At 63.2% G+C, this 19,517-nt stretch carries 18 protein-coding genes and 1 pseudogene; 6 read left to right on the top strand and 13 right to left on the bottom strand.

The window, feature by feature from the left end; genetic code table 11:
* Window positions 1–157 precede the first annotated feature (157 nt).
* From dnaK to RI444_RS18850, 5 genes are all read left to right on the top strand, one after another.
* Window positions 158–2,020, top strand: coding sequence for a molecular chaperone DnaK (gene dnaK, locus RI444_RS18870; protein ID WP_021472879.1), 1,863 nt, complete (start codon window positions 158–160; stop codon window positions 2,018–2,020).
* Window positions 2,021–2,022: 2 nt separating this feature from the next.
* Entirely contained in the window at window positions 2,023–2,664 is a 642-nt protein-coding gene (locus RI444_RS18865; RefSeq protein ID WP_021472878.1) for a nucleotide exchange factor GrpE, read from the top strand.
* Between the two features lie 87 nt (window positions 2,665–2,751).
* The gene (locus tag RI444_RS18860; RefSeq protein WP_207605478.1) at window positions 2,752–3,723 is read left to right on the top strand and encodes a DnaJ C-terminal domain-containing protein; all 972 of its coding nucleotides are present in this window, start codon (window positions 2,752–2,754) and stop codon (window positions 3,721–3,723) included.
* A 10-nt stretch (window positions 3,724–3,733) separates the two neighbouring features.
* A complete protein-coding gene (locus RI444_RS18855) occupies window positions 3,734–4,165 on the top strand; it encodes a heat shock protein transcriptional repressor HspR (protein ID WP_021472876.1) in 432 nt (143 codons plus the stop codon).
* Window positions 4,162–4,887, top strand: coding sequence for an HAD family hydrolase (locus tag RI444_RS18850; RefSeq protein ID WP_207605479.1), 726 nt, complete (start codon window positions 4,162–4,164; stop codon window positions 4,885–4,887). The genes RI444_RS18855 and RI444_RS18850 overlap by 4 nt, the downstream gene beginning before the upstream one ends.
* Here RI444_RS18850 and RI444_RS18845 read toward each other — a convergent pair.
* The 13 genes and pseudogenes from RI444_RS18845 to RI444_RS18785 all read right to left on the bottom strand — a co-directional run bounded on the left by RI444_RS18845 (window position 4,884) and on the right by RI444_RS18785 (window position 17,447).
* A complete protein-coding gene (locus RI444_RS18845) occupies window positions 4,884–5,789 on the bottom strand; it encodes a MurR/RpiR family transcriptional regulator (RefSeq protein ID WP_017200032.1) in 906 nt (301 codons plus the stop codon). The two genes, RI444_RS18850 and RI444_RS18845, sit on opposite strands and share 4 nt — an antisense overlap.
* A 17-nt stretch (window positions 5,790–5,806) precedes the next feature.
* On the bottom strand, window positions 5,807–6,763 hold the full coding sequence (locus RI444_RS18840; RefSeq protein WP_207605480.1) for a phosphoglycerate dehydrogenase: 957 nt from the start codon (window positions 6,761–6,763) through the stop codon (window positions 5,807–5,809).
* 5 nt (window positions 6,764–6,768) lie between these two features.
* Window positions 6,769–7,374 (bottom strand): glucose-6-phosphate isomerase, encoded by a 606-nt coding sequence (locus tag RI444_RS18835; RefSeq protein WP_207605481.1) that lies wholly within the window; start codon window positions 7,372–7,374, stop codon window positions 6,769–6,771.
* Window positions 7,371–8,330, bottom strand: a complete 960-nt coding sequence (locus RI444_RS18830; RefSeq protein ID WP_179012912.1) for a shikimate dehydrogenase family protein — start codon at window positions 8,328–8,330, stop codon at window positions 7,371–7,373. Before RI444_RS18830 ends, RI444_RS18835 begins: the two co-directional genes overlap by 4 nt.
* A gap of 36 nt (window positions 8,331–8,366) precedes the next feature.
* Window positions 8,367–9,866, bottom strand: a complete 1,500-nt coding sequence (gene glpK, locus RI444_RS18825; protein ID WP_207605482.1) for a glycerol kinase GlpK — start codon at window positions 9,864–9,866, stop codon at window positions 8,367–8,369.
* Window positions 9,867–9,905: 39 nt separating this feature from the next.
* Entirely contained in the window at window positions 9,906–10,955 is a 1,050-nt protein-coding gene (locus tag RI444_RS18820; protein WP_207605483.1) for a zinc-dependent dehydrogenase, read from the bottom strand.
* Window positions 10,952–12,019 (bottom strand): galactitol-1-phosphate 5-dehydrogenase, encoded by a 1,068-nt coding sequence (locus RI444_RS18815; RefSeq protein WP_207605484.1) that lies wholly within the window; start codon window positions 12,017–12,019, stop codon window positions 10,952–10,954. Before RI444_RS18815 ends, RI444_RS18820 begins: the two co-directional genes overlap by 4 nt.
* 6 nt (window positions 12,020–12,025) lie before the next feature.
* Window positions 12,026–12,865: an SDR family oxidoreductase gene (locus RI444_RS18810; RefSeq protein WP_017200025.1), complete on the bottom strand. Its 840-nt coding sequence runs from the start codon at window positions 12,863–12,865 to the stop codon at window positions 12,026–12,028.
* A gap of 45 nt (window positions 12,866–12,910) precedes the next feature.
* Complete coding sequence (eda, locus tag RI444_RS18805; RefSeq protein ID WP_207605485.1) at window positions 12,911–13,552, bottom strand: bifunctional 4-hydroxy-2-oxoglutarate aldolase/2-dehydro-3-deoxy-phosphogluconate aldolase; 642 nt, start codon at window positions 13,550–13,552, stop codon at window positions 12,911–12,913.
* Between the two features lies 1 nt (window position 13,553).
* Window positions 13,554–14,450, bottom strand: a complete 897-nt coding sequence (locus tag RI444_RS18800) for an MBL fold metallo-hydrolase (protein ID WP_207605486.1) — start codon at window positions 14,448–14,450, stop codon at window positions 13,554–13,556.
* Window positions 14,447–15,275: pseudogene (locus RI444_RS18795) on the bottom strand (ATP-binding cassette domain-containing protein). The gene RI444_RS18800 and the pseudogene RI444_RS18795 overlap by 4 nt, the downstream one beginning before the upstream one ends.
* Window positions 15,272–16,348: an ABC transporter permease gene (locus RI444_RS18790; protein WP_207605487.1), complete on the bottom strand. Its 1,077-nt coding sequence runs from the start codon at window positions 16,346–16,348 to the stop codon at window positions 15,272–15,274. Before RI444_RS18790 ends, RI444_RS18795 begins: the two are co-directional and overlap by 4 nt.
* Before the next feature lie 46 nt (window positions 16,349–16,394).
* Window positions 16,395–17,447, bottom strand: coding sequence for a substrate-binding domain-containing protein (locus RI444_RS18785; protein ID WP_207605488.1), 1,053 nt, complete (start codon window positions 17,445–17,447; stop codon window positions 16,395–16,397).
* 129 nt (window positions 17,448–17,576) lie between these two features.
* Here RI444_RS18785 and glmS point away from each other — a divergent pair, with 129 nt between their 5' ends.
* Complete coding sequence (gene glmS / locus RI444_RS18780) at window positions 17,577–19,481, top strand: glutamine--fructose-6-phosphate transaminase (isomerizing) (protein ID WP_207605489.1); 1,905 nt, start codon at window positions 17,577–17,579, stop codon at window positions 19,479–19,481.
* Window positions 19,482–19,517: the final 36 nt, after the last annotated feature.

Below are 19,517 nucleotides of genomic sequence, written 5' to 3'. Positions count from 1 at the left end.
TCAACTTTGGATTGACATCGTTCCGAGGCTGAGTACAGTTGAGTGCAGAACGCTCAACTAGCCGATTGTTGAGTGGTTCCCCGAACAACACAACCGCTGCCGCGGAGGATGCTGCCGGGCGCGATCATCAACATCGGCCATTGAAAGGAAACAAGATATGTCACGTGCAGTAGGTATCGACCTCGGAACCACCAACTCCGTGGTTTCTGTCCTTGAAGGTGGCGAGCCCACGGTCATCGCCAACGCTGAAGGCGGCCGCACCACGCCGTCCGTCGTCGCGTTCTCCAAGTCCGGCGAGGTCCTGGTCGGCGAGATCGCCAAGCGCCAGGCCGTCAACAACATCGACCGCACCATCGCTTCGGTCAAGCGCCACATGGGCACCGACTGGACCAAGGCGATCGATGACAAGAAGTACACGCCGCAGGAAATCTCCGCGCGTATCCTCATGAAGCTCAAGAACGACGCCGAAAGCTACTTGGGCGAAAAGGTCACCGACGCTGTGATCACCGTTCCGGCATACTTCAACGACGCCGAGCGCCAGTCCACCAAGGAAGCCGGCGAAATCGCAGGCCTCAACGTCCTCCGCATCGTCAACGAGCCCACCGCGGCTGCTTTGGCTTACGGCCTGGACAAGGGCAAGGAAGACGAACTCATCCTGGTCTTCGACCTCGGTGGCGGTACGTTCGACGTTTCCCTCCTCGAGGTTGGCAAGGACGAAGACAACTTCTCCACCATCCAGGTCCGCGCAACCGCAGGTGACAACCGCCTCGGCGGCGACGACTGGGACAACCGCGTTGTCGAGTGGCTCCTGGGCCAGCTCAAGGTCAAGGGCATCGACCTCTCCAAGGACAAGATTGCCCTCCAGCGTCTCCGCGAAGCTGCAGAGCAGGCCAAGAAGGAACTGTCCTCCTCCACCAGCACCAACATCTCGCTCCAGTACCTGTCCGTCACCCCCGACGGTCCGGTCCACCTGGACGAGCAGCTGACCCGTGCCAAGTTCCAGGACCTCACCAAGGACCTGCTGGACCGCACCAAGAAGCCGTTCCACGACGTCATCGCTGAAGCCGGCATCAAGGTTTCCGACATCGACCACATCGTCCTCGTCGGTGGTTCCACCCGTATGCCTGCCGTCTCCGAGCTCGTCAAGGAACTCGCCGGTGGCAAGGAACCCAACAAGGGCGTCAACCCGGACGAGGTCGTGGCCGTAGGTGCCGCACTCCAAGCCGGTGTCCTGAAGGGCGAGCGTAAGGACGTCCTCCTCATCGACGTCACCCCGCTGTCCCTCGGCATCGAAACCAAGGGTGGCGTGATGACCCACCTGATCGAGCGCAACACCGCAATCCCCACCAAGCGTTCGGAGACCTTCACCACCGCGGACGACAACCAGCCGTCCGTAGCCATCCAGGTCTTCCAGGGCGAGCGTGAATTCACCCGCGACAACAAGCCGCTGGGCACGTTCGAGCTGACGGGCATCGCTCCGGCGCCCCGTGGCGTTCCCCAGGTTGAGGTCACCTTCGACATCGACGCCAACGGCATCGTCCACGTCTCCGCGAAGGACAAGGGCACCGGCAAGGAACAGTCCATGACCATCACCGGTGGCACGGCCCTTTCCAAGGAAGACATCGACCGCATGGTCCGTGAAGCCGAGGAGCACGCAGCCGAGGACAAGGCACGCCGCGAAGCCACGGATACCCGTAACTCCGCTGAACAGCTCGCCTACTCGGTGGAGAAGCTGCTCTCCGAAAACGAGGACAAGCTGCCTGAGGAGGTCAAGACCGAGGTGAAGGCCGACGTCGACTCCCTCAAGTCCGCGCTGGAAGGCACCGACGACGCCGCAGTCAAGACGGCGTTCGAGAAGCTCCAGGCATCCCAGACCAAGCTCGGCGAAGCCATCTACTCGCAGGCAGCTGCAGCTGATGCTCCGGGTGCAGGCGCAGAGGGTGCCCCGGCAGGTTCCGGTTCGGCCGATGAAGACATCGTTGATGCCGAAATCATCGACGAAGACGAAGCGAAGAAGTAGCCATGCCCCATCACGGCAACGAAGCAGAGCACTCTGAAGGCAACGAGCAGCGTAAACCTGTCATCCGGGACAACCGCAAGGTTGACCCGGAGACAGGGGCGGCCCGCCACCCTGAAGGCGAAGCGAAGGCAGCGCCCACTGACGGCGACGCCCTCTCCCAGGCCGAGGAAATCCTCAACGGGGTTGAGGTTCCAGCCGAAGAGTCGGTAGCCCCCGGTGCTGCAGCCGAGGCCCAGGCAGCGGAACTCCGCAACGACCTCCTCCGCCTGCAGGCTGAGTACGTCAACTACCGCAAGCGCGTTGAACGCGACCGCGCCGTAGCAGGAGAGATGGCCGTCATCGGCGTCCTCAACTCGCTCCTTCCGGTGCTGGACGACGTCGACGCCGCCCGCCAGCACGGTGACCTCGAAGACGGCCCCTTCGCCGCCATCGCCACCAAGCTGGAGAATGCGCTGAAGACGTACGGACTGGAACGCATCGCGGAAACGGGCGTCGAATTCGACCCCACCATCCACGAAGCCCTCATCCAGCAGCCCGGCGAGGACATCGAAGTGGACACGGTCAGCCAGGTGCTGCGCACCGGATACCGCTCCGGCGAGCGTGTTTTGCGTGCAGCCCAAGTGATTGTGGCCGTACCCGCGTAACAACTCATCGAGATGGCAGTTCGTGACAGTGTTTGAGATGAACATTGGCATGAACTGCCATCTCGTTACCAACGAAAGGAAACGCTCTTGGCCAGCCAGGACTGGGTTGAAAAGGATTTCTACGCGATCCTTGGTATCGCCAAGGACGCCTCCGACGCCGATATCAAGAAGGCTTACCGCAAGCTTGCCCGGCAGTACCACCCGGATACCAACGCCGGGGATGCTGCCGCGGAAAAGCGGTTCAAGGACATCTCCGAGGCTTACTCGGTGCTGTCGAGTCCTGAGGACCGGCAGCAGTATGACGCCATTCGCGCCATGGGTGGCGGGGCGCGCTTTGCTCCCGGTGCCGGGCGCGGGGGTGCCGGTGCCAACGGCGGGTTCGAGGACCTGTTCGGTGGCCTGTTCGGCGGCGGCGCACGGCAATCTCCCGGAGCAGGCGGTATTCCGCCGGAGTTCGCCGACCTGTTCGGTGGCGGTTTCGGTGGGGGTCCTGCCGGATTCCAGCGCGCACCGCAAAAGGGATCGGACCGCACTGCAACGACCTCCATCTCCTTTGCCGGTTCCATCAAGGGCACCACGGTCAGCCTGCGTGAGAGCAACGGCAACGTCATTGACGTCAAGATTCCGGCCGGCATCAAGGACGGCCAGAAGGTCCGACAGCGCGGCAAGGGCAACGCAGGCCCGGCCGGCAACGGTGACCTCATCATCACCGTCAACGTGAAGCCCCACGACTTTTTCCAGCGCGACGGCGACAACATCCGCATCCATGTGCCTGTCACCTTCGCGGAAGCGGCGCTGGGCGCCACCATCGAGGTTCCAACGCTCGACGGCGACACCGTCAAGTTGCGCGTTCCGGCGGGCACGCCCTCAGGCCGGACGCTGCGTGTGAAGGGCCGAGGTGTGAAGACGTCCAAGGCGACCGGCGACCTGCTGGTGACTATCGACGTCGCGGTTCCGCAGAACCTGAGCAAGGAAGCGGAAGAGGCTGTGAAGGCGTTTGCTGCAGCCACCACTGATGCGAACCCGCGGCGGGACCTGGCCTCGAAGGCCCGGTTGTAAGGAGGCGGTCATGGCAATGGACGTCAACCAGCCGATCTTTGTCATCTCCGTCGCCGCGGAGCTTGCCGACATGCATCCGCAGACGTTGCGCCAGTACGACCGCCTGGGCATCGTTTCCCCCAGCCGTGCTCCGGGCAAGTCCCGGCGTTACTCCCAAAAGGACGTTGACAAGCTCCGGGAGGTCCAGCGCCTCTCGCAGTCGGGTGTCTCCTTGGAAGGCATCAAGCGCATCATGGAGCTCGAGAACCAGGTGGCTGCGTTGCAGTTCAAGGTTGCCGAACTGACGGAAGAGCTGTCACGCCGGCGCAGCCCCTTGGAAGCCCGGATCTTCGCGGCGGGCGCCGGAGGCGACGTCGTCAGCCTTGCCCGCGGGCAGCGACCCCGCCCGCGTTCGCAGGCTGTTGTGGTGTGGCGGCCGCGTCCGGGGGATAAGCAGCGGTGAGCGCTGTTGTGCCGCAACTTGCCCTACCCGGTGAGCTTTCTGCCACGCTTCAGGACACCTTTGGCTCCTGGCGTCCCCAGGCTGTGGTGTTCGACTGTGACGGACTTCTGATGGACACCGAGTCCCTATGGACGCGGACGCAGGAAATAGTCTGTGCACAACTCTGCATTGCCTTGGACCAGGACCTCCGGCATCGGTTGGTGGGCCTCCCGGCCAGCCGCATCGGCCCGCTGATGGCGGAACGCGCCGGGGCTGAACCTGCCACGGTCATCAAGCAACTGCTCGACGTCAATGAGGACTTGGTTCAGAAGCATGGTCGTCCCATGCGGGGCGCTCGGGAACTCGTGGAGGCCATGGCAGCCAAGGTGCCGTTGGCTGTGGCCAGTAATTCGGCACGGCGCATCCTTGACGTTGCCATGGCTCAGTCCACTTTCAGCCAGCACTTGGCTGCCACGGTTTCAGCCGAGGAAGTTGCACTGCCAAAGCCGGCCCCTGACGTCTATATTCTGGCTGCCGAAGCCGTGGGTGTTCCTGCAGCGGAGTGCCTGGCCTTCGAAGATTCAGAAGCTGGTGCCAAGGCGGCGGTGGCGGCCGGAATGAAAGTCATCGCGGTCCCGCAGGCAACAAGCCAAAAGCCGCTCGCCCACGCCTTCTGTGACTCGTTGGAATCAGCGGAGTTACGCGCGTGGGTGGCGGCTTGGACGTGGGCCGGCGAAGCCTAGGAGCTTCGCCGTGATTGCCGGATGCTGCTCTGGTATGTCTCCTTAAGGTTCTTGACGGTGGCGTCGTAGTGCCTGGTTGCGTAGGCGGCGTAGAGGATGTCGATGACCAGGAGCTGGCCCCATTTGCTGGTGACTGATTCACCGTAGAGTTCACCACCGCTGGGAACCGTGGCCGTGAACAAAGCAGTGTCGGCGTGCTCCAGCAGGGGCGATCCCTCTGAGCCGGTGATGGCCAGGGTGGCAGCGCCGCGCTGCTGGGCGAGATGGAGGGCCTCGATGATGGGTGTGCTTTGCCCTGAATCGCTGATGCCGATCAGGAGATCGCCCGGGGCGAGGATGGTAGCGAGCATGACTTGGATTGTGGTGTCGCGGTAGAGCATGCATTTCTTGCCTGCCCGGGTAAAGCGCATGACCGCCTCTTCGGCGGCGATGCTTGAGGATCCCATGCAGCAGAACACCAAGGTGTTGGCGGCGTCGATCATGTCTACCGCGCGCTGGATGGCGTCAATGTCCTGGCGTTGTCCGGTGCGTCGAAGCGACTGGATGCTGCTGCGTTCAACCTTGCCTACTATGTCTTCGGGGGAATCCCCCCGGTTGACGCCCTCGTAGACCACGTCCGCTGCCGAGGACTGCTCCTGAGTGGCAGCTTTGGAAATGAAGGTAGCTTCGGCCAAGCCAAGCAGCAGGGACTTGTATCCGTCCACGCCAAGCTCGCGCACAAAACGTGAAACCGTCGATTCTCCAACACCTGCGGCCAAGGCCAACTCGGTGATAGTCATGCTCTGCGCGCGTTCAGGCGATTTCAGCACAGCTTCGGCTACAAGACGGAGCGACGGCGGAAGGTAAGGCAGCCGCGCCGAAATTCGTTGCAGCAGTCCGCCGTCGGTAAAGGTCTCCGTCATGTAGCAATCTCTCCGGTCTAGTGCTGGTTGCCCAGGGCCTGAAGCAGGTTGTCCACGGCAGCCCATGTGGCCCGGTCAACGCTTTCCCCAGTGTATCCACCGATGTGTGGGGTCGCGATGACGTTCGGATGCTCCACCAAGGGCGTCCGTCCGGGCGGTTCGGGGTCGAAAACGTCGGTGGCCAGGAAGCCCAACTGTCCGGACTCCAGCGCAGCCAGGACTGAACCATCGTCCACCAGGGAGGCCCGGGCGGTGTTGATAATGCCCGCTCCGGGTTTCATCAGGCGAATAGTCCCTGCCCCGATCACTGGCTCCGCCGATGGCGGCATGTGGAGGGAGACCACATCGGCGGACCGCAGCACCTCCTCGAGCGAACCCCATGTGAAGTCATCGGACGGTCGGAACGAGTCCATCGGATAGGCATCGAAGGCGATGACTTCCATGCCAAGACCCAGGGCCAGGGTGGCAACGCGGCGACCGATCTGGCCGCAACCCAACAGTCCCAGGGTTTGCCCGGACACTTCCCGCCCTGCCCGGCGCTCCCAAATGCCCGCCTTCAGCTGCGCGTCGTGCCAAGGGATGCCGCGCATGGCGGAAAGCAGCAAGGCGATGGTCAACTCCGCAACGCCTTGGGAGTTCGCCCCGGGAGCGGTCAGGACACTGATGCCCTGAAGCTTTGCGGCCTCGACATCGATTGAATCAACGCCCACGCCGTTGCGGGAGATCGCTTTGAGCTCCGGAAACCCGGACAGGAAGGAACCAGTCAGCCGTTCCGTTCCGGCGATGTACCCCACACAGCCTTGCAAGGCTCCGCGCAGCTGTTCTTCGTCGGGAACGGCACCCGGTGCGGGATAGACGACGTCGTAACCCGCCTTCTCGAGCTGGCGTAACGCGGGATGCCCCCCGACCGAAATGGAACGGGGGGTTACCGCAATCCGGCGGGGACCGCCGTCGTGCGTAACGTTCGGTGACATGGCAATCAGGCCTGCCAACGGGGGTTGTCGATGAATTCGGGCTTGCCGTCACGCTCGACGCACAGCTTCCGGAAGCCCTTGGTTTCGATGGTTCCGTAGTCGTGGCCGGCGTGTCCCGGGAAGGCAAAGAAGGTTACCAGCGGTTCGGTGGCGGAGATATTGATGCTGCGGTGCGCGTAGCGGCGCGGAACGTAGACTGCTTGTCCCGGCTTGAACTCCGCGGCCTGCCAATCACCTTCCGGGTTTTCCATCAGCATGTAGCCGTTGCCGCTCAAGCAGTAGTAGATCTCCGCGGTATCCAGGACCTCGTGGAAGTGACCCTTGGTCATGTAGTACTCGTCGCCCACCTTGCCGGGGTAGGTGATGCTGGTCCCGTAAGCCACGTCGCCGGGAGTGGAGGGGACGCCCATGTCGAAGAACTCATAAACAAGGACGTCGTCCTTGGCCACCTGAGCGGCAGCGGCCTCCTGGTCGGCGTACATGTCCGCCATCGCGGAGAGCCGGCGCTGCAGCGGAGCCTTGGTGGTGGACAGCCCGGTCTTGACGTCAAAGTCGGTCAGTACTGCCTGCACGGTGGTTTCAGCAGGTGTGGTTTCAGTGGTGGTGTTCATTTTGAAATCTCCTTCTTGGAAACGTTCAGTGCGATGTCGGACAGGCGCTCGAATGCCGGTCCGCGGGTAGGAATGTCGATGCCGAAGACGTCGGCGATCACGCGGGTCCATCCGTGGAGGAAGTAGATCCAGCCGTCTTCAACGCGGACGTTCAGGCTGGATTGTTGTGCCCGCGCCTGGTCCAGGAACACGAGTTCGCCCCGGTAGTTGAAGTCCCAGGCGATGGCGTCCCGGGGGAAGACCACATTGTCCGTGAGCGGTGATCCCGGGCGGTCCTTCCCCAGCCCTGTGGCATTGATGATCACCGAGCCAGGTGCAGCGGCGGAAACCACAGCGTCGTTCTCCGCCGCGTCGGCCACCTGGACGTAGCTGATGGGCAGGTTGCTGCCGAGCTTGGCATGCATGGCACGCATCTCCTCCAACCGGCTGATTCTCCGGTTGGTCACGGTGACCTTGCGGGGGACCGGAAAACCTGCGGTGGCGCGTTTGTGCAGGTAGTACGTCAGGGCCAGGGACGAACCGCCCGCGCCCAACAGGATCAGTTCGGCTTCGGACTCGTTCCAGTAGCCGTCAGGGACGATTGCTTCCAATGACAGTCCGCTGGTGACGGCGTCCATGGCGTTTCCCCAGAGCTGACCGTCTTTCTTGGAGATGCTGCTGATCTCGTGCAGCACCTGCGCGTCATCGCCGAAACCGTCGAAGTCTTCCCGGGCGGCGCTGACGATGTCCAGTTTGTGGGTAGTCACCAGCGCTCCAAGCGACAGAGGGTCTTCTTTGATGAAACGGACAACGTCCCGGTAATCGGCCTCCGGAGCTCCGGGGGGAAGATCGATGCCTTTCAGGACGGCGGACAGTCCCAGTTCCTCGGCCCAGGCCGGGAACACGCGCATGATGGACGATTGCTTGGTGGTGACCCCAACGAAGTACATAGTGGGCTCAGTGGCGGGCATCAACATAGTGGTGCTCTCCTTGATGTGCTGTGAATGAATGGTCTAGTGCTCTTCCCAATCGGAAGCCCGGGCCACGGCCCGTTGCCAGCCGGCGTACAGTTTCTTGCGCTTCTCGTCGGCCATGTCCGGAACGAATTCCCGGTCCAGCGCGAAGGTTTCGCGGAGTTGGTCCTGGCTGCTCCACATTCCGCAGGCAAGTCCGGCCAGAAGGGCTGCTCCGCGTGCCGTGGACTCCACTTGCCGGGGACGAAGAACGCGAACGTTCAGCATGTCGGCCTGGAACTGCATGAGGAAGTTGTTGCGGACGGCCCCGCCGTCCACCCGGATTTCGGAGACCGGGATCCCTGCATCCGTTTCCATGCAGTTGATGACGTCCTTGATCTGGAAAGCGATGGACTCCAGAGTTGCCCGGATAATGTGGTTCCTGCTTGAACCGCGGGTCAGTCCGAGGATCGCTCCACGGGCGTACGGGTCCCAGTAGGGTGCAGCCAGCCCGGTGAAAGCGGGTACGACGTACACGCCGCCCGAGTCCTCCACATGGATGGCCGCATACTCGCTGTCTGCGGAGTCGTAGATCACGCGAAGTTCGTCCCGCAGCCACTGGATGGAAGCGGCAGCCACAAAGATGAGGCCTTCAAGGGCGTACTCAACTTTCCCGTTCAACCCCCACGCAATGGTGGTGAGCATGCCGCTCGTTGAGCTGACCGGGGCCCCGCCTGTGTGCATGACCAGGCTGGCCCCTGTTCCATAGGTCGCCTTGACCATGCCGCGGTCAAAGCACGCCTGCCCGAACAGGGCAGCCTGCTGGTCGCCAACGGCGGAGGCCACAGGGACGCGGGCACCGGCAAAGATTGCATCGCAGGTGTGTCCGTAAACCTCGCTGCTGGGGCGGACCTCGGGCAGCAACGCCCGTGGGATGCCCAGTTCATTGAGCAGTTTGTCGTCCCAGTCCAAAGTTTTGATGTTGAACAGCATCGTCCTTGCCGCGTTGGAATAGTCCGTGACATGGGCCTTGCCACCGGTCAAGTTCCAGATCAACCAGCTGTCCACGGTCCCAAAGCACAATTCCCCGGCTTCAGCACGTTCCCGCGCACCCGGGACGTTGTCCAGGATCCAGGCGATTTTTGTTCCGGAGAAGTAGGCATCCACCACCAATCCGGTGGTGGTGCGGACATGCTCTTCGAAGCCCTTGTCCTTCAGTTCGTCACACAACCCTGCCGTGCGCCGGTCCTGCCAGACGATGGCGTTCATGACGGGCTTGCCCGTATCCCGGTCCCAAACGACGGTGGTTTCGCGCTGGTTGGTGACACCGATCGCGCCGATGTCCGAGGGATCTATTCCCGCAGCCTCTGTAGCCCTTCGGGCCACGGCGAGCTGTGTATTCCAGATCTCAATGGGATCGTGTTCCACCCAGCCCGGCTTGGGGTAGATCTGCGTAAACTCCTGGCTTGCCTCGCCAACAATTTCAAGATCCTGGCTGTAAAGGATGGACCTGATCCCGGTGGTCCCGGCATCGAGTGCCATGATGTACTTCTTCGTCATCAGATGTCCATTTCTGTTTGCGCGAACCCTTTGACCGCGCTACTTCGTGTCGAAAAGGATCATGGCTTTCATGCCGGCGCCCGATCCTGCGTAGTCCATGGCCTTCTCGATGTCATCCAGTGTGAAGGTCTCGGTGACCAGGGGCGAGAGGTCCAGGCGTCTCTGTCCTACCAACCGCAGCGAGGCGGCGTAGTCGGAATTGCTGGACCCCGTTGTTCCCGTCAAGGTGAGGCCTTGATAGTGGACCCTGTTGGTATCGACGGGAACCCGCTGTGCCTTGCCCAAGCCAGCAAAGAAGTTCACCCTGCCGTGCATGGCCAGCAGATCCACTGCTTCGGCCTGGACTTCCGGCTTGGACACGCACGTCAGCGCGACGTCCACGCCCCTGCCGTTGGTTTCCTGCTCGACCACGGACGCCAGCTCGCGTTCGCCGAGGTTCACCAGGACATCAGCCCCCACGGAACCGGCGAAGTCGAGCCGGGCCTGGCGGTTGTTGGACACAATGACCTTGGCTGCCCCATAGAGCTTGGACAGCATCACATGGCAGGCGCCGATCGGGCCGGCACCCATCACCAGGACCGTGGTCTCCGGCCCAACGTTCAGCTTGCTGATGGCGTTGTAGCAGCAGGACAACGGCTCAACCAGGGCTGCCTCGGCGTAGTCCACGGAGTCCGGGAGGTGGAACACGTTCCCGCGTTCAAGCGCGAACCGGGGAATGAGGACGTACTCCTGGAAGCCGCCGTCCAGCGTGATTCCGAAGGCCTCGTAGGAGGGGCACATGTTGTTGAGCCCCAGCAAGCAACTTTCGCAGCGTCCGCAACCTACGTTCGGGGTGACGCTGACCCTGTCGCCCACCGAGTAGCCGGACACTTCGTCCCCGGCCTCAACGATGTCTCCGGCAAACTCATGACCGAGGACGCGGGGTGTTCCCTCCGGGAGCTTGAAGTGGCCGTTGGCGGCAATCCGGCGGTCCGTGCCGCAAATGGAGGCCGCACGGACCTTGATGACAAGGTCGCCCGGGCCCGCGACAGGTCGCGCAACCTCGTCAACAGTGATGGTGCCGGCGGAGTGGAGCCTTGCAGCCTTCACAGGGAACGCACCTCCTCCTGAGCTTCTTCGGAGACGGCGAACAGGACCTTGTTGTACCAAATGGAGCGGTCCGTCAGCTGGCGGAACAGTCCAGGAGCCTCCTCCAAGGGGCGGACGTGGCTGATCAGCTCTTCCACTTTCAGGTCCTTGCCCAAGTGGGCTATGACCATGTCCCATTCGCTGTGGCCCTTGGGTGTCACTTTGGCATTCCATGTCCCGTAGAGCCGCAGTTCCCTGCGCAGGAGCGAGGAAACTTCAGTCTTGGCCAAGTGAAGGTCGCCGCTGAGATCGCCCAGCAGGACAACCTGGCCTTGGACGGATGCTGCGTCGATCGCCTGGACCAGCGCTTTCGGGTTGCCGGTGGCTTCCACGGTGATTTGCGGTCCCCAGCCGTCGGTTGCCGTACGGGCGAGGTCGGCCGTGTTACCGGTCCTGGCATCCAGCGTTTCGAAGCCCAGGCCGGACATGATCTCCAGCTTTTGGTCGTCGATGTCCGCCACTAACACCCGCGAGCACCCAAGGATCCGCAACCATTGCGCGGCCAGGGCGCCGATGGGTCCGGCGCCGATCACCAAGGCTGTGGCGTGGGTGGGAATGTCCAGCTTCAGCATGGCGTGCAGGGCTACGCCTGCCGGTTCCACCATGGCTGCATGTGCCAGTGGAGTGTGGTCCGGGACTTTGAAGATGCTCTTGGCGGGCACCCACATACGCTCGGACATTGCGCCGTGGCGGCGGGAGCCGAAGTAGTCGTACCCCGTCCCCAAAGCGTGTTCGCCAATTTCGGACATCGGGTCCCCGTGCTGGTGCAACAGGGGGAACACTGCGGCGCGGTCGCCTGGTTTGAGTCCGGTGCCCGCCGGCGCCTCTTCCACGATTGCGGAGAATTCATGGCCGAGGACAAGGGGGTAGTGGTACGCCTTGCCGTGGCCGTAGCGGAGCACATCGGAACCGCAGACCCCGACGGCGCCGACCCGCACCAGGACAGGGTCCTCGCCTACAGGCTCGGGCTCAGGGATGTCCTGGTACTCCAGGTCATTGAGTCCATTGAGAATGGCAGCCTTCATGGCAGGTTAGACCTCCATGCCGTAACGGTGTGCCTTGTGGGTGGGGTACAGGGCGATCTGCGGAATGGTGACATCCGGCGTGCGGGTGGCCACATAGAGGGTGATCTCTGCGACGTTGTCCACCTCGATGCAGCTGGCGTGAATGCCTTCTTCGATTTCCTTCTTGTCCAGCCAGCCGTCGATGTAGGCCGGGACGTCGCCATCGTAAAGGCCCTTGTCGATGATTTCGGTCATCGGGGTCTTGACGTGGGACGGGTTGATGACAGTGACGCCGATCTTCTTGTCCTTGCCTTCAAGCAGGATGTTCTTGCTGAAGCCCATGAGGCCGTGCTTGGAAGCGCGGTATGGGCTGTGGCCGGGGCCGGAGGCGACACGGGCGGACGAGGAGCCCATGTTGATGATGCGGCCACCGTTTTCCTGCTTCTCCATGATGCGGAAGGCTTCGCGGCACATGAGGAATACTGCGGTTAGATTGGGGTTCAGGGTCTTGTTCCACTCGTCCAAGGTGACGTCCGTGACCGGCGGGGCCAGGGAGTCGCGGCCGGCGCTGTTCACCAGCAGATCGACACTGCCCCAGTTGGTCTTGGCCCAGGCGAAGAGATCGATCACGGACTGTTCGTCGGTGACGTCGGCAAGGATCGAGTGGACGTCTCCGCGGCCATACCCTCGGATGCTGGCAGTGACCTTGTCCAGGCGCTCCTCGTCGATGTCCACCAACAGGACTTTGCTTTCGTTGGCGGCGAAGATGCGGGCCACGGCCTCGCCGATGCCGGAGGCAGCGCCGCTGATGATGGCGACCTTGCCGGCCAGGGCGACGCCGTTCTGGGGGACGTATGTTTCACTCATTGTGGTTCTCCTTGTATTAGGTGGTTTTGATGGGGTCTGTGGCGGTCACACGGACGCCACGGAAGGGGATGCCAGGCGAACGGCCTGGCTGGCTTTGGTGCGGATGTCATCCCAGCGCCGTTCGGCGATGTCGGTTTTGGTGGCGATCCAGGAACCCCCGCAGGCCACCACGTTGGGCGCCTGCAGCCAGGATTCCAAAGAGGACGCCGTGATTCCGCCGGTGGGCATGAACTCAACATCCGGGTAGGGGGCCGCGAAGGCTTTCACCAGCGGGAGTCCGCCCACCGCCTCGGCGGGGAAGAGCTTCAGCAGGCGGAGGCCAAGCGACCGGGCTGCCTCAATTTCGGTGGGAGAGGTGACGCCGGGGATGATCGGCACACCCGCGCTGCGGGCGCTCGCCACCACGGCAGGATTCAGACCGGGCGAGACCAGGAAGTGCGCACCGGCGTCGACGGCTGCGTCCACATCCGTCACTGAAAGGACGGTTCCTGCGCCCACCAGCAGTCCGGGGACCTCACGCACCATTCGTGCGATGGCCTCGGCGGCTGCCGGTGTCCGGAACGTCACTTCAGCTACGGGTAGTCCGGCCTCCACCAACGTTTGTCCCAGAGGGACGGCGTGGGCGGCGTCGGCGATTTCGATCACGGGAACAATCCGCAGCTGCCGCAAGGTATTTTCCGGGGGCATGTCAGCGTCCTTTCAGCTGTTCTGCCGGTTCGCGGGCCGGCTCGACGGAGTAGCACCTGCCCACTTCAGGAAGGGTCCATTGCAGGTCACCGGCCACCTCGCCAAGTTCGCGGGCGGCGTCTTCGCGGGGCACCGTGTTGAAGTCGAACAACCCAAAATGGTGACCAACGACGGCGGGAATCGCCGCTTCCTGGCAGAGCGCCGCTGCTTCGCGAACCGTCATGTTGCCGGGGACGCCGTTCTGCAGCCTGCGGCTGTCCCGCCCGTTGATGGGCAGCAACGCCAGGTCCACGTGGTGGTTCCGCAACAGTTCGGCCTGGCCCACATAGGGCACGCAGTCGCCGGAGTGGTAGATCCGGATTCCAGCGATTTCCAGAATGTAGCCAAGGAAGACGGAGTCGCCGTTGGCATCGAATTCGAGGTCCTCGTGCGCCGCTGGTACGGCCGTGACGGACATGCCTTCGCCGAGTTCAACACGGTCTCCGGCGGTCACCGCACTGAGCCGGTCCGCCGGAATGTTCCTCTCGAGGGCTACATCCCGCCGTGCCCTCGGTGTCACGAACAAAGGGCTGTTGTTCTGCAGCAATCCTTCAACGGTGTCCGGGTCCAGGTGATCGGTGTGTGCGTGGCTGTGCAGGACAGCCTCAACGCCAAGCACCGCGGCAGGGTCCACCGGCACAGGGTGAAGCCGGGTGTGCGGAAACACCTTCCCTGCGTACTTCCGGGCAAGGCTGTCCGAGAGGTAGGGATCCACCAGCACACGCCGTCCGGCATGCTCAAAGGCGAAGCCCGCCTGCCCCAGCCACCAGAAGCGGAGGCGGCCGGCGTCGTCGGCTGCCCGGGTGAGATGCCCGACGTCGGGACCGCCGTCGGCGCGAACCGTCACCGCAGCGCTCATCGGACTGCCAATCGGGCGGGAAGTGCCTCGGGGTCATGCCCGGCCGGCGGCGTTTGCGCACCGGTCATGAGGGACACTGCGTCATTCATGGAGATGTCGGTTTTCTGGACGCAAGCGATGCGGCGGCCGAGGCGCTGGACGTGGATCCTGTCCGCTACCTCGAACACGTGCGGCATGTCGTGGCTGATCAGGATGACGGGAATGCCGCGGTCCCGGATACCGGCGATCAGGTCCAGGACCTTACCCGATTCCTTGACGCCGAGGGCAGCCGTGGGTTCGTCCATGATGATCACGCGGCTGCCAAAGGCTGCTGCGCGGGCCACTGCTACGCCCTGGCGCTGGCCGCCGGAAAGGGTTTCAACGGCCTGACCGATGTTCTGGATGGTCAACAGGCCGAGGTCGCCCATGATCCTGGCCGTCTCTTTGCGCATGGTCTTGTGGTCCAGCATCCGGAGGCCCCACCCCAGGGGGGCCGGGCTTCCGGATTTCGCGGCCCAGGAAGAGATTGGCCGCAATGTCCCGGGCCGGCGCCAACGCGAGGTGTTGGTAAACCGTCTCGATGCCCGCGCTCCTGGCGTCCAAGGGGGAGCGGAACTTCTGGGTTTGGCCATCTACTTTGATCTCGCCCTCGTCCGGGATCAACGCTCCGGACAATGCCTTGATGAGGGAGGACTTGCCGGCACCGTTGTCCCCGATCACTGCCAGGACTTCGCCGGGGTAGAGCGTGAGGTCCGCGCCGGCAAGGGCCGTGACGTGTCCGTAACGCTTTACGAGGTTGCGTGCCTGGAGGATGGGCTGGGTGGTTGAGGTTGGGTTGGTGGTCATCCCGCGACCTTTCGGGTCCACTGGTCGAGGCCGACTGCCACGATGACCAGTACGCCTGTGGTGAATACCTGCCAGAGAACATCGACGCCGGCCAGTGTCAGGCCATTGCTGAAGACTCCAATGATCAGGGCGCCCAGCAGGGTGCCGAGGACGTTGCCACGGCCGCCGAAGAGGCTGGTGCCTCCGATGACTACCGCTGTGATGCTGGCGAGGTTGACGCCTTCGCCGGAGAACGGGCTCACGGATCCGACGCGGCCGATCAGCAGCCAACCGGCAATGGCACAGATGATGCCTGCCACGATGTAGACGCTGAGCAGGACCCGGGTGGTCCGGATACCGCTGAGCCGGGCGCCCTCGGCGTTGTCACCTACTGCGTAGATGTGTTCTCCCCACGCGGTGCGCTTCAGGACAAAGGCCACGGCAACGAAGCTCAGCAGGACCAGGATGGACCCGTACGTGACCGGTGCTCCAAGGACCCGGAAAGTTTCACCGGGCCAGAGGAGCAGGTCCGGGAGGACATTGGCCTTTATGGTTTGGCTCCCGGAGGTCAAGAGGTTCAGGGCCGTGAAGATGCTCAGCGTTCCCAGCGTTGCGATGAACGGCGGAACGCGGAACCGCGTCACCAGGAGGCCGTTGAGGAAGCCGCAGGCCGCGCCCGTCGCCAAGGCAATCACAAGCGCGACGACGGCGGGAAGCCCGGCCTCGGCGGCCAGCTTGCCGGAAATGACGGTGGTGAAGACCATGACGGCGGCCACGGAGAGATCGATGCCTGCCGTCAGGATGATGAGCGTCTGCGCAATGCCCACCATCCCGATGATCTGAACCTGCTGGAGGATCAATGACACGTTGAGGGGGTCTACGAACCGGGGGCCCACCATGACCGTGAAGACAACGCATGCAAGGATCAGGACGGCGGTTGGACCCAGGAGGGGATGGGCGTGCATTTGACGCTGGACCCGGCCCAGGAATGAGACCGGCGGTTGCTGGTCAAGGCGCTCGCCCACCTTGCGTTGGATCGGTGCGTCCGGGGCCTTGGCCGGCGCGGGGCCGGGCGTCGCGGATACTGAATTCATTGTTGTACCTTCGCTGTTCAATGAACGGGTGGTTGGCTGCCTGGCCTTAGCCCCAGCAGTTCTCCAGGCCCCAGGAAGTGGGTTCGGAAGTGACGCCGGGTGCGGCTTTGTCCGTGATGAGCGTGACGCCCGTATTGGTGAAATCGAGGCCATCCGTGGTGGCGGGCTTGGTGCCGTCCTTCAGGTAACCGCTGATGGCCTGGAGCGCGTCGCTGGCCATCTTGATGGGGAACTGCATGGACGTGGCGCCGATTGCGCCGGCCTTGACGTCATTGACGCCCGGGCAGCCGCCGTCGATGGAAACCACCGTGACCTGCCCTTCCAAGCCGGCCGCCTTGATGGAGGAGTAGGCGCCTGCCGCGGCGGGTTCGTTGATGGTGTAGACGAGGTTGATGGTGCGGTCCCGTTGGAGGAGCTTCTCCATGGCTGTCCGGCCGCCGGCTTCGTTGGCGTTGGTGACTTCATGCCCCGCGATCCGGGGGTCTTTTTCGTCGCCGATCTTGTTCTTGTCCGCCACATCCACGCCGAATCCCTGCAGGAATCCCTGGTTTCGCTGGACGTCCACGGCAACCTGGGCCGGGCTGAGGTCCAACATGGCGATCCGTGCGGGCTTGTCGGCGAACTGGGCTTTGGCCCACTGGCCGATGAGGACGCCCGCCTGGAAGTTGTCGGTCGCGAAGGTCGCATCGGCCGCATCAGTCGGGTTGGTGGGGGAGTCGAGGACTGCCACGAAGACTCCTGCGTCCCGCGCCTTCTTGATGGCGGGAAGGATCGCTTCAGAGTCTGAAGGGGCGATCATGATGCCCTTGGCGCCACGGGCTACAAGATTCTCGATCGCTTTGACCTGCGAGTCGTTGTCGCTCTGGCCCTGGCCGGAGAGGGACTGGAGGTCGAAGCCCAATTCCGCGGCCTTCTTCTCGGCACCCTCACGCATCTTCACGTAGTAGGGGTTGTCATCGGTCTTGGTGATGAGCCCCACGAGCGGCTTGGAGTCGGCTGCGGAGGAGGAGCAAGCGGCCAGGCTTGCCGTGAGGCCGGCCGCGGCGATGAATGCGGCTGCCTTGACGGTCATTCCACGCCGTTGTGTACGAGCGGTCATTTCGAGGCCTTTCTGTCGAGAGGAACTCTCTGATTGGGGAGGGGTGGTGTTGATCACAAGCCTAGCAGGAATTTCCTTCCGAACAATAGTTTCTGGAAGAAATTTCCAAACTCGATTAGGCTGGCCACCATGTGTGGAATCGTTGGTTACGTCGGCAGTGCCGACTCAGTTAAGGCCCGTCGGCAACGTGCCCTGGATGTCGTGATGGGCGGCTTGCGCCGCCTTGAATACAGGGGCTACGACTCGTCGGGCATCGCCATCCAGTCGGAGGGACGCATTCACGTCCGTAAGAAAACGGGAAAGATCAGCAACCTCGCGGCTGCGGTCGCTGCCGAGCCGCTTCCTGACGGGAAGGTGGCCATTGGGCATACCAGATGGGCCACGCACGGTGCTCCGACGGATGCCAATGCCCACCCGCATCTGGCCGATCAGGGCCGGTTGGCCGTGATCCACAACGGCATCATCGAAAACGCTGCGACGCTGAGACATGCGTTGTCAGGAAGCGGGCACGACTTCGCTTCAGAGACGGATACCGAGGTGGCCGCGGCCTTGCTCGCGCAGGCGTACCGCGCCGTGGTCGCCGACTGCGCGGCTCCGGCCGCCGCGGAAGATGCCCTGGCAGAAGCCATGCGCCGCGCCTGCCTCGAACTGGAAGGCTCCTTTACGCTATTGGCGGTCCACGCTGACCACCCGGGACTCGTGGTGGCTGCGCGGCGGAACTCGCCTCTCGTCGTCGGAATGGGCGACGGCGAAAATTTCCTGGGTTCCGACGTCGCGGCTTTCGGCGAATTTACGAGGCGCGCAGTTGAGTTGGGCCAGGACCAGGTTGTCGCCCTCACCGTGGACGGTATTGCGGTGACCGACTTCAACGGCGCCCCGGTGGAAGTCGCGGAAGTGGCAGTCGACTGGGACCCTGCCGCCGCATCAAAGGGCGGCCATTCGTCTTTCATGGCCAAGGAGATGCTGGAACAACCCGAAGCTGTGCGGCGGACCATCCAGGGTCGCATCGGCGTAGACGGCTCTGTCCGCTTGGACGGCTTGGGCATCGACGACTCCACGTTCGCCGGGATCAACAAGGTAGTGGTGGTGGCGTGCGGCACCGCGTCCTATGGCGGACAGATTGCGAAGTACGCGATCGAGCGTTGGTGCAGGATCCCGGTGGAGGTCGACCTTGCCCACGAATTCCGGTACCGAACCCCCATGCTGGATTCCCGGACGCTTGTGGTGGCCATTTCCCAATCCGGGGAGACCATGGACACGCTGATGGCTGTCCGTTACGCGCGTGAACAAGGCGCCGTTGTGCTCTCTATCTGCAACACCCAAGGGTCCACGATTGCCCGCGAGTCGAACGGCGTCCTGCATACGCTGGCCGGACCCGAAATCGCGGTCGCCTCCACCAAGGCCTTCTTGGCGCAGGTAACGGCTAATATCCTCTTGGGTCTCTACCTGGCGCAGCTTCGTGGGAGTGCCCTGAAAGAAGAAACGTTCGCCGTGGCGCGGGAGCTGCGGATGGTGCCGGATCTCGTCCAGCGCACCTTGGCGGGCGCGCCGCGGGTCAAAGCGTTGGCAGCCGACATGCGCGAAGCGACGTCGGTATTGTTCGTGGGCCGGCATGTTGGGTTCCCTGTGGCCTTGGAGGGAGCGCTGAAGCTCAAGGAGCTTGCCTACATCCATGCAGAGGGATTTGCTGCCGGAGAGCTCAAGCATGGTGCGATCGCGCTCATTGATCACGGGCAGCCGGTCATTGTCATTGTTCCCTCGCTCCGGCACAGCAGTCTTTTGCATTCCAAGGTCATGTCCACCATCCAGGAGATCAAGGCCCGCGGCGGCAGGGTCATTGCGGTGGCGGAGGAAGGAGACGGGGTTGTTGCGGAATGGGCGGACGAGGTAATTACTGTGCCGGAGTCGTCGCCGCTGTTGGCTCCGTTGCTGACCACGGTCCCGCTACAACTGTTTGCTGCCGGTCTTGCCGCTGAAAAGGGACTCGATGTGGACCAGCCCCGGAATCTCGCCAAGTCCGTCACGGTGGAATAGCCCAGGGCCGCCCGCTGATAAAGCGGGCAGCCCTGT

The organism is Paenarthrobacter sp. AT5 (genome assembly GCF_032764245.1).
GTDB lineage: Bacteria > Actinomycetota > Actinomycetes > Actinomycetales > Micrococcaceae > Arthrobacter > Arthrobacter ureafaciens.
The sequence above is the reverse complement of the archived record's forward strand: the minus strand, read 5'-3'. Positions and strand labels throughout refer to the sequence as shown.

Excerpts from the sequence above, each read along its gene's own strand:
- glmS (WP_207605489.1), top strand. The coding sequence starts at position 17,577 with ATGTGTGGAATCGTTGGTTACGTCGGCAGTGCCGACTCAGTTAAGGCC.
- eda (WP_207605485.1), bottom strand. The coding sequence starts at position 13,552 with ATGCCCCCGGAAAATACCTTGCGGCAGCTGCGGATTGTTCCCGTGATC.
- glpK (WP_207605482.1), bottom strand. The coding sequence starts at position 9,866 with ATGACGAAGAAGTACATCATGGCACTCGATGCCGGGACCACCGGGATC.
- RI444_RS18800 (WP_207605486.1), bottom strand. The coding sequence starts at position 14,450 with ATGAGCGCTGCGGTGACGGTTCGCGCCGACGGCGGTCCCGACGTCGGG.
- RI444_RS18840 (WP_207605480.1), bottom strand. The coding sequence starts at position 6,763 with ATGTCACCGAACGTTACGCACGACGGCGGTCCCCGCCGGATTGCGGTA.
- RI444_RS18810 (WP_017200025.1), bottom strand. The coding sequence starts at position 12,865 with ATGAGTGAAACATACGTCCCCCAGAACGGCGTCGCCCTGGCCGGCAAG.
- RI444_RS18785 (WP_207605488.1), bottom strand. The coding sequence starts at position 17,447 with ATGACCGCTCGTACACAACGGCGTGGAATGACCGTCAAGGCAGCCGCA.
- RI444_RS18815 (WP_207605484.1), bottom strand. The coding sequence starts at position 12,019 with ATGAAGGCTGCCATTCTCAATGGACTCAATGACCTGGAGTACCAGGAC.
- RI444_RS18865 (WP_021472878.1), top strand. The coding sequence starts at position 2,023 with ATGCCCCATCACGGCAACGAAGCAGAGCACTCTGAAGGCAACGAGCAG.
- RI444_RS18790 (WP_207605487.1), bottom strand. The coding sequence starts at position 16,348 with ATGAATTCAGTATCCGCGACGCCCGGCCCCGCGCCGGCCAAGGCCCCG.
- RI444_RS18835 (WP_207605481.1), bottom strand. The coding sequence starts at position 7,374 with ATGAACACCACCACTGAAACCACACCTGCTGAAACCACCGTGCAGGCA.
- RI444_RS18845 (WP_017200032.1), bottom strand. The coding sequence starts at position 5,789 with ATGACGGAGACCTTTACCGACGGCGGACTGCTGCAACGAATTTCGGCG.
- RI444_RS18830 (WP_179012912.1), bottom strand. The coding sequence starts at position 8,330 with ATGTTGATGCCCGCCACTGAGCCCACTATGTACTTCGTTGGGGTCACC.
- RI444_RS18855 (WP_021472876.1), top strand. The coding sequence starts at position 3,734 with ATGGCAATGGACGTCAACCAGCCGATCTTTGTCATCTCCGTCGCCGCG.
- dnaK (WP_021472879.1), top strand. The coding sequence starts at position 158 with ATGTCACGTGCAGTAGGTATCGACCTCGGAACCACCAACTCCGTGGTT.